Genomic DNA, 9,502 nt, shown 5'->3' on the forward strand with positions numbered 1-9,502 from the left:
TCTGATCGCGCTGACCCGCGTCCTGGCCGATCGCCGCGACACGCTGGCGCTCGGCGCGCTGCTGCGCGGGCCTCTGGTCGGACTCACCGAAGAAGACCTGCTGGACATCATCTGGGGACTTCCGCGCTCGGAGGAACAGCCGGATCGGATTCCGCGCCTGGATCTCAGCATCGACCCCGCCGTCATCGCGCACCCGCTCGCGCGCGACGTCATCGAGCGGCTGCAATCGCTCTCCCGGCGCGGCAACAGCACGACCCCGCACGAGCTGCTCTCGCAGGCCGTGGACGTGTTGCGCGTCCGTCCGCTCCTCCTCGAGCGCCATCGCGGCCAGGCCGAGCGCGCGCTCGCCAATGTCGATCTCTATCTCAGCCTGTCGACCGGCTACGCCGTGCGCGGTTTGCGCGCCTTCGCCGAGGCGATGACAGCGGCGTGGTCCGACGAGGCCCGCGCCGTCGAGGGACGGCCCGACGCCCAGGAGGAAGCGGTCGCGCTCTTCACCATGCACGCGGCCAAGGGGCTGGAATGGCCGATCGTCATTCCGGTCAACACCATGACCGGCGTCATGGCGCCCGAAAGCGCTATCATCGACCGCCAGACCGAGACTTTCTATTGCCCGGTTATAGGCGTCGCGCCCGAAGGCTACGAAACCGCGCGCCAGGCGGAAAAGGAGGAGCTGGACCGCGAACGCATCCGGCTCTGGTATGTCGCGGCCACGCGCGCCCGCGAACTCCTCGTCCTGCCCCGGCTCGACGCCACGCCGTCGAAATCGGCCTGGATCGGTCTCGTCGATCTGTCGCTCGCCGACCTGCCCGGCCTGGACGTCTCTCACCTGCCTGCCGGTCTCGCGGCCGCAGGTGCGGGCGCGGGCAACACCCAGACGCGCGCGAGCTTCGCCGCCGAAGCCGAAGCCATCGCGGCCGCGCAGACGCGGTTGACCTGGCTCGCGCCCAGCCGTGACGAAAACGCCGCCGGGACCGTGCTGCGGGAAGAAGAAGCCGCGCTCTGGACGGGATCGGCCGACGATCAGCCCCCCGAGCTGGAAGCCGCCGTCCTCGTGCAGGGCGGCCGCGAGCGCGGGCTGATCCTCCACAAGCTCATGGAAGAGGTGCTGACCGGCGAAATCCCAGAAGCGGAAGCCGCCCTGACCGAACGGGCTGGCCACCTCATCCGCGCCCTCGGCCAGTCTCCGGTCGCCGACCCGGCGACGGGGCTGTCGGCGCAGGAACTGGCGGCCTGTGTGGCCCGGACCCTGGCTCTGCCTGACATTGCGGCCCTGCGGCCGGGTCTTCTGGCCGAATTTCCCGTCTATTCGGCACAAGCAGCCGACGGCGTGGAAACGGCAACGGCCGGGATCGCCGATGCCCTGACCCTGACGGCCGAGGGCCGCCCCGCCGTCGTCGTGGATTGGAAAAGCGATGTGACGCCGGCGCCGGGAACGCTCGATCACTATCGCGCGCAGGTGCGGGCCTATCTCGACATGACCGGCGCCGAGCGCGGACTGATCGTGCTGATGACCTCCGGCGCCGTCATTCCCGTCCTGCCGACGAAGCCGACCGAGAGCGAGGCGGCCTGAGCCCATGTCGTCTCTTGCCTGGATCGATTTCGATGAAGCCGAGCGGCAGCGCGCGCAGCGCATCATGGCGCTCTTTCAGGAGCGCGAGACCCGCGACGAGCTGGGGCTGGGGGCGATCCGGGATTCCATCGCCGATCATCTCTTTCCGGGCACGAGCACGATCCAGACGCGCCTGCGATACATGCTGTTCATTCCCTGGCTCTATCGGGCGCTGGAAAAGCGCGAAGTCCCCGAAGCGCAGCTCCGCACCGAGGCGCGCGACACCGAAATCCGGCTTGCCGACGCCCTGAAAGCCGGCGGTGAGTCCAACGGCATCATCGGCCGGGATGCAGGACCACGGCTCCAGCGGTTGCCGAGTTCCGTCTATTGGGCTGGCCTGGGCGCGTGGGGCATCCGGGTCTTTCCCGGCTCGCTCGACAGTCTGTTCGTCGCCTTGCGGGGCCGTGGCCGGTCGCGCGGCGCATCCAGCGGCGAAGACGCTCTGGCCGGCGCCCAGACGCCCGCCGTCTGGAATCCGGCCTTGCCCCAGATGCCCGGCGACCTGCTTGAGCACGCCGTCTTCCGCCTGACCACCGACGAGGCGCAATTCCTCATCGACCGCCTGATCGCCAGCCAGCCCACCGCACTGCTCACGATGCTGGCGCGCGACGGCATCGACGCGGACTGCGACTATATCTGGACGCACCCCCATCTGTCGGCGTTTCCATCCGCAGCGCGCCGCCTCGTCCAGCATGGGGAAATCTTCTCCCATGTGATGCACGGCGCCGCGCTGCTCTATAACCTCGCGCTCAGCGAGCTGCGCCAGCGCGACGACTGGATCGAGGACTATCGCGCTCGGCTTGAAGCCTGGAGCGACGAACTCGATACCGGCGCCGTCCGCGCGTGGTCGCTCGATGATTTCTGGAATGTCGTGGAGCACCCGGCGCACGCCGTCCGACCGGCCGCCAAGCGGTTCGTGAGCGAGTGGCGCGATCTGGTTCTGGCCGGGACGGAGCAGGTAATCTCGGCGCCCGCGGCGCGGCGGCTCGTCGAGGAGCGCGAACGCCGGCTCAAGACCAGCCAGTCCCGCTACGCCAATCACGCTGTCCGCGACCGCTGGACCGGCGCATCGGGCGCCGACCGCCTCAGCTTCCGCTGGGCGCAGGCCAAATCCCACCTGCGGGATCTCGCCCATGCTGAATAGGCGCAGCCTCGATCCCGAACAGCGAACGCTCTACGGCGCCAATCTTCAGCCGCCGGCGGGCTATGTCTTCGACGCGGCGGTCGCCACGACCTTCTCGCTCGACTTCGAGACCGCGCTCGCCGTGCCGGTCAGTCTGGCGCTCTTCGCCGCCGAGAACCGCGACGACATTCTCTCTCATCCTCTGGCGCTGCTCGAGGGCGCCGAGCGCATCGCCGGCCGCCTCGTCGTCTTCACCGACGCCGGCCATATCCAGGCGAGCGCCCGGCCGCATTCCCGCCTTTGCTCGCTGCTCGAACGCATCATCGTCGAGGTCGCCGCCCCTCAAGGCGGGGCCTTCCACCCCAAGATGTGGGCGCTGCGCTTCACGCCGTTGCGGCCCGAAGACCCCGCCCGCCTGCGTCTGCTCATTCTCTCCCGAAACCTGACGCGCGACCGCTCATGGGACATTGCCGCCACCCTCGACGGCGTGATCACCAAGCAGCCCAAAGCGGTCAATCGCCCGGTCGCCGACTTCCTTCGCCAGCTCCCCGACCTCGCGACCGTGGGCGTTCCCGACGGAACGAAGACGCTTGTCGATGACCTGGCCGAAGACATGCGCCGCGCCGAATGGAGCCTGCCCGAACCGTTCCAGAGCGTCTCCTTCGCCGTCAACGGCCTCGGCGGAAAGCCATGGCGCCCGGAACCCTGCGTTCGGCTGGGCGTCGTGTCGCCCTTCTGCGACGATCAAACCTTGTCGATGCTGGCCGGCCTGGCCAGCGCCGAAAAGCCCATCTTCATCGGGCGATCCGACGAACTCGCCCAGGTGCCCGGCGCCACGCTCGATGGCTTTGCCCGCGTGGCCGTGCTCGACGAAATGGCGGCCACGGAAGATGGCGAGGAGGAGGACGCAGCGGCCCTGCAAGGGCTCCATGCCAAGGCGTTCATCGCCGAACGCGGCTGGGACACCGCGATCACGGTCGGCTCGGGAAACGCCACGCGGCCGGCGCTGCTGACCGGCAGCAATGTCGAGATCTTCACCACCCTGACCGGGAAGCGATCACGGGTCGGCAGCGTCGAGGAAATCCTCGGCGACAAGGGGTTTGGCCGGCTGACGCGGCCGTTCGTCCGCGACGAGACGGGAGCCGCCGATGCCGCGCAACGAGCCGCCGAGGCTCGTTTGGATCAGGCACGGCGCGAGATTTGCCGCAGCGGCCTCACGCTCCGTTGCGAGCGCGGCGAGCACGCCGCCGATGGCGCGCCGGTCTGGCGGGTCTGGCTGATCCCGTCCAAACCGCTGCCCCTTACCGGGCTCGGTGCGCTGCGAGTTTGGCCGATCACGCGGGGCGAAGGACATGCGCGCGATCTGCTGGAGCCGCTCCGGCAGGGACAGCCCGCCGACCTTGGCGCAATGCCCTTGGTCGACCTTACCCGGTTCCTCGCCTGTCACCTGACGGACGAGACGGAAGACGTCTCGATCCTGTTCAGCACCGGGCTCATGATGGAGGGGCTGCCCGCAGAGCGTCACGCCGCCATCCTGCGCTGGGTGATCGACAGCAAGGACGCCTTCTTCCGCTATCTCCGCCTGCTCCTCTCCGAATTAGGCGATCCCTTCGCCGCCGCCCTCGCGGCGCAGGACGGGTCAGGTCAGGGCGCTTGGCGCGCGGCAAGCGACGACGCGCCCATCCTCGAGGAGATGGTTCGGGCCTTCTGCCGGGGCGGAGACCAGCTTCGCGCCATCGAACGGCTGATCGCACGCCTGGAAACCGGCGACGGTGACGATACCGATCCGATTCCGGCCGAGTTCCGCGCACTCTGGAATACATTCCGAATTGCGCTCGCCACGCAGGATGCCGCGCATGCCGAATGAACGGTTTCGCGCCGACGCGGCGCTCGCTCCCCTCAAGGTCTTTCAGCGGCGCACCGTCGACTACGTCTTCGATCGGCTCTACGGCCAGGACGATCCTGTCCGCCAGTTCCTGGTCGCCGACGAAGTCGGCCTCGGCAAGACGATGGTGGCGCGCGGGGTCATCGCCCGCATGATCGAACACCTGTGGGACAGCACCAAGCGGATCGACATCCTCTACATCTGCTCGAACCAGGCGATCGCCGCCCAGAACCTCAACCGGCTGAACGTCCTCGGGCGGCGCGAGCTGGCCCTGCCGACCCGCATGACGCTCGTTCCCCTGCAACTGCGCGACCAGGCGGGCCTCGACGCCAACAGGGTGAACTTCATCAGCCTGACGCCGGGCACGACCTTCGATCTGCGCTCCGCGACGGGCGTGACGCAGGAGCGCGCCTTGCTGTTCCATCTCCTGCGCGACCTCGTTACGCGCCCGCGCGGCCTGCACAACCTGTTGCAGGTCACGGCCGGCGTCGAGGGTTGGAACCGCGCCGTGGACAACCTCACCCTCGAAGGCGTCGACAAGCGCATCATCGAGCGTTTCCGCCGCGACGTGCAGGCGGATCGCGACCTCTTCGAGGAACTCGAACGGATTTGCGAACTCTTCCCGCGCCGCCGGGACACCTATCCCGCAGAAATGACACAGCCCCGCAACAGCCTGGTCGCCCGGCTCCGCGCCAAGCTGTCCCACGCCTGCGTGGATGCGCTGCAACCCGACCTCATCATCATGGACGAGTTCCAGCGGTTTCGGGATCTGCTGCATGGCGACAGCGACGCGGCGATCCTCGCGCGCGAACTGTTCGACTACTCGGGAGGCGACGGGCACGCCGCCCGCACCTTGCTGCTCTCCGCCACACCCTACCGAATGCTCACGCTCGCCGGCGACGAGCCCGACGAAGGCGACCACTATCAGGACTTCCTTGAGACCCTGAGTTTCCTCTACGGCCGGGAAAAGGGGCCGGAGGTGGCAGCCACGCTGGCGCGTGAAATGCGCGCCTTCCGCGGCCTCTTGCATGCCCTGCCACAGTCACATGCCTCAGCGGTCGAGACCCGCCAGACCATCGAACGGCGCCTGCGCCGTGTGATCGCCCGAACCGAGCGGGTCGCATCCACGGTCGAGCGCAACTCCATGATGAGCGAGCCTCCCATCACGGTCTCGATCGCGCCCGCCGACCTCGCGCAGGCATCCGCCGTTTCTCAGGTGGCGCGCACGCTCGATGCGCCGGAGATCATCGAATACTGGAAGTCTTCGCCCTATCTGCTCAATTTCATGCGCCACTACAGCCTGAAGCGGCTGCTGGAAGACCAGATCGACGCGCCTTCGGCCGTGCTCCGCACCGCAATCCAGGCGGCTCGACCGGCCATGCTCGATCACGACGCCATCGACACCTATGCGCCGCTTGACCCGGCTAACGGTCGCATGCGCGCGATCATGGACGACATCTTCGGCCAGCATCTGGAACAGAACCTCTGGATACCCGCCGCCATGCCCTATTACGGCGAGGCGCGAGCCGGGGCGCCGCTGACCAAGGCGCTGATATTTTCGTCCTGGTCCATGGTGCCCGATGCGATCGCAGCCCTGCTGTCCTACGAAGCCGAACGGCGCATGGGCGTCGGCGAATCCGGCCGGCGCTATTTCGAGCAGCATCGCCTCCGGCCCTTGCAGTTTCGGCAGGATCACGGTCGGCTCGCGGGTCTGCGCGCGCTGCTGCTGATCTATCCTTCGCCAGCTCTGGCCGAACTCACCGATCCGCTGGCGGTGTTCAGCGAAACTGAGACCGCTTTGTCGCTGGAGGGAATGCGCGCCGCTGTAGGCGACCGCCTCAAGCCTGCTCTGGGTGCTTTGCAGGAGGGAGCGGTATCACATCAGGACGCGAACAGCACAGAGTGGGCCGCCCCTGCCGTGATCGATGACCTGCTGGGCGCGCGGTCTCGCGCCTGGCTGGAGACGCCCCACGGCATGCGCGCGCTGGCGAGCGAAGACGCCTTCCAGGATCATGTCGCCGAACTGGCAGCAGCGGTGAAGACGCGCGACATTGGCGCTACTTCCGCTGATCTATCGGACCTGCTGGTTGACGTCTCGCTCGGCAGTCCGGCCATCTGTGCGCTTCGCGCGCTCAAGCGGATCGCGCCCGAGCTGGCTTGGGACGACCCGCGCATGCTCAGCGCCGCTGCGGAGGTTGCCTGGTCGTTCCGCACGCTGTTCAATCAGCATGACGCAGTCGCCCTGCTGCGGCGGGATACCGACGATCACTATTGGCGGCGCGTGCTGGTCTATTGCGCGCAGCACAATCTTCAGGCGGTCCTGGACGAATACGCCCACTATCTCGTCGATGCCGAAGGTCTCGGTGCCCGTCCGGCCGAGGAACGTGCAATCGGCGTCGCTCGCGCCATGGCCCAGGCCCTGGCCATCCGCCCGTCGCAGATCGACGTCGATGACGTGCAAGTCGATGGAGAGACCCTCGCCATCAGCAAATTCCAGATGCGCGGACGCTTCGCGATGCGGCTCGCCGACTATAAGGACGAAGACGGCGCCGTCGCGCGGCTCGGAGGCGTGCGCGATGCCTTCAACTCACCGTTCCGGCCGTTCGTTCTCGCCACCACCTCGGTCGGCCAGGAAGGGCTGGATTTTCATCCCTATTGCTATCGCGTCTATCACTGGAACCTGCCGGGCAACCCGGTGGACCTCGAACAGCGCGAAGGCCGCGTCCATCGCTTCAAGGGCCATGCCGTGCGCCTCAATCTGGCCGAGCGCCAGGCCGCGGTCGTCAGGGGCCGTGGGCAGGCTCCTGACGATCCGTGGAAGCTGATGTTCGAGTGCGCTCGTTCGGAGGCGGCGGTCGACACCGACCTCATCCCCTACTGGATCTACGAAGGTTCCGTGCGCGTCGAACGGCGCGTGCCGATGCTGCCGTTCAGTCGGGAAGTCACGCGGCTCGCCTGGCTCAAACGCAGCCTCACGGTCTATCGTCTGGCCTTTGGTCAACCACGGCAGGACGATCTGCTCGACTACCTGCAAACTCTGGCCGGCGACGGCATGGACTCGAACCTGCTTGCTGACCTGCAAATTCGACTTGAGCCCGAGGTTTTCGATAGGTCAGCGTGATGACCTCACCGCATCTTGGATCGAAATGCCGATTGCAGGTGGGAGGATCACCTCCGTCTCCACCGCCTATTTGTATCCACGACTAGCCGCGTTCCCTACGCCTGAAGATTGATACTTCCCCGGCTACTCCCGCGCGCTCATGTTCGTTCATGCAGGAGCGTGCGCGATCAAAGCTCGGCCAGCGTGTCGGTGCCTCTGAATGACTGACGCATTCCGAAATGCGTCTCGCGCTCGACCATCAATGATCATCAACGGCAGGTTTTCTGCCGACGGAGGGCGTATGTCAGACAGCACATTTCTCACGCCGGAAGAGGTGGCCGAACGCTATCGTGGCAGCGTTTCCGTCGGCACCCTTCGGAACTGGCGTGCGATGAAGATCGGGCCGTCGTTCGTAAAAATCGGCAAAGCGGTCCTCTACCGGGTCGATGAGCTTGAGGCGTGGGACGACAGGAATCGCGTGCAGTGCCGCGCCTCAAAGCGAATTGAGCAAGACGCCGTGGATCGCGCGTGATCGCTCAACCCAAATGGCGGGCGTGCCAGTTGGCGCTCCCGACACGCCCGCCCGCCTTTGGTTCATGGGAGGCAAACTGCCCCTCATGCGGCCGGATCTTATGACGACCGGCCTGGTGGGCTTCATGCGGGTTCGCCGCCATTCCCACCGCCATGCTTGATCCGCCCCACAGTGCGGCTTCTCCCATGGTCCCCGCGCTTATCGGGTCCGGGTCCCCATATGACTCAGGCGCCTGGCGATTCCGCGATCGGGCCGAGGGTGTCGATCTCGGCGATCTTCTGAAACTCGCCGAGATAATCCTGCTGATAAGTCGCCAGCCAGCGGACCACCCGATTGTTCGCAAGGAGCTTGGCGATGTATCCGCGCGCGACAGTCAAATGCAGATTGTCGATACCGTAGGTTTCCTCGACTGACTTCACTTGGGTCTGGAGCGCCGCCAGTTCCCGTTCCATCCGGGCGATCTGTTGACCCGAGGGCGTCGGCTTGCCGCCGCCCTTTCCCCTCTTGGTGGCGGCAAGCTGGTTTTCGGATGTCGCAGCGCGCAGCGCGCGCGCAAACATGACCGTAAAATTGTTCTGGCCGATCATCAGATCGGCGGCTTCAATCTGCCGGACGGCTGTCATCTGACGCAGAATGTCGAACACCTTCATCGAGCAAGGCGTATCCTTCAGCATCTCTGCTGCCTCGGCGCTGATCCCCTCCAGCAACCGGGAACGCCGCAGCACGGACTGCACCTGGAGGTTCAGGGCATCTGCAATGTCAGCCGACGACACGCCTCGATCCATCGCCCGCGTAATCATCCGGTGCTCTTGGATCGGCGGGATGCGATTGACGCGCTTGTTATAGGTATAGGTATCGTCGTCAGCAGCGATCAGGCACTCGACCTCGGCGATACCAAGTTCCTTCAGCGCCTCCAGCCGAAGGTGGCCGTCGAGGAGAAACCAGGTTCCGGCATTCTTTTCATCCGCCATGACGACAGGCGCTTCGATCAGGCCGATCGCCTTGATGGAACTCAGAACCTGCGAATAGGACCGACTCTCCTTGGCGCCGCTCGGCAACGTCTACCAGGCGGGCACGCTGTCGGGCAACCCGATCGCGATGGCCGCAGGACTCGCGACGCTCGAGCTGATCTCGGCGCCGGGCTTCTACGAGGCGACCTCGGCGCGGCTGGGCCGGCTGGTCGCCGGCCTGCGCGAGGCGGCGAAGGCGGCCGGCGTGACCTTCAGCGCGCAGCAGTGCGGCACGATGGC

Annotated in this window: 6 protein-coding genes and 1 pseudogene; 6 read left to right on the forward strand and 1 reads right to left on the reverse strand. The window is 66.6% G+C overall.

Features of this window, described 5'->3' with window-relative positions:
* From Q0480_RS10920 to Q0480_RS10940, 5 genes are all read left to right on the forward strand, one after another.
* Positions 1-1,573, forward strand: a 1,573-nt coding sequence (locus tag Q0480_RS10920) for a 3'-5' exonuclease (RefSeq protein WP_299132815.1), incomplete at its 5' end; no start/stop codon positions are given.
* Positions 1,574-1,577: 4 nt separating this feature from the next.
* Positions 1,578-2,756, forward strand: a complete 1,179-nt coding sequence (locus tag Q0480_RS10925) for a DUF6361 family protein (protein WP_299132817.1) — start codon at positions 1,578-1,580, stop codon at positions 2,754-2,756.
* Positions 2,757-2,877: 121 nt separating this feature from the next.
* Positions 2,878-4,602 (forward strand): phospholipase D family protein, encoded by a 1,725-nt coding sequence (locus Q0480_RS10930; protein WP_299132819.1) that lies wholly within the window; start codon positions 2,878-2,880, stop codon positions 4,600-4,602.
* Positions 4,592-7,741 carry a helicase-related protein gene (locus tag Q0480_RS10935; protein WP_299132822.1) on the forward strand — a complete coding sequence of 1,050 codons (3,150 nt, stop codon included), beginning with the start codon at positions 4,592-4,594 and terminating at the stop codon, positions 7,739-7,741. Before Q0480_RS10930 ends, Q0480_RS10935 begins: the two co-directional genes overlap by 11 nt.
* 241 nt (positions 7,742-7,982) lie before the next feature.
* Positions 7,983-8,252 (forward strand): helix-turn-helix domain-containing protein, encoded by a 270-nt coding sequence (locus Q0480_RS10940; RefSeq protein ID WP_299132824.1) that lies wholly within the window; start codon positions 7,983-7,985, stop codon positions 8,250-8,252.
* Between the two features lie 224 nt (positions 8,253-8,476).
* Here Q0480_RS10940 and Q0480_RS10945 read toward each other — a convergent pair whose 3' ends face one another.
* Positions 8,477-9,310 carry a plasmid partitioning protein RepB C-terminal domain-containing protein gene (locus Q0480_RS10945; RefSeq protein WP_299132827.1) on the reverse strand — a complete coding sequence of 278 codons (834 nt, stop codon included), beginning with the start codon at positions 9,308-9,310 and terminating at the stop codon, positions 8,477-8,479.
* Here Q0480_RS10945 and Q0480_RS10950 point away from each other — a divergent pair.
* Positions 9,294-9,502 (forward strand): annotated as a pseudogene (locus Q0480_RS10950) (aspartate aminotransferase family protein); the annotation flags it as partial. The gene Q0480_RS10945 and the pseudogene Q0480_RS10950 overlap by 17 nt on opposite strands.

Source organism: uncultured Amaricoccus sp. (assembly GCF_937891315.1).
In the GTDB taxonomy this organism is placed as follows: domain Bacteria; phylum Pseudomonadota; class Alphaproteobacteria; order Rhodobacterales; family Rhodobacteraceae; genus Amaricoccus.

What these genes read in the sequence shown, in the direction of transcription:
- Q0480_RS10925 (WP_299132817.1), top strand. Translation starts at nt 1,578, where the DNA reads ATGTCGTCTCTTGCCTGGATCGATTTCGATGAAGCCGAGCGGCAGCGC.
- Q0480_RS10935 (WP_299132822.1), top strand. Translation starts at nt 4,592, where the DNA reads ATGCCGAATGAACGGTTTCGCGCCGACGCGGCGCTCGCTCCCCTCAAG.
- Q0480_RS10940 (WP_299132824.1), top strand. Translation starts at nt 7,983, where the DNA reads ATGATCATCAACGGCAGGTTTTCTGCCGACGGAGGGCGTATGTCAGAC.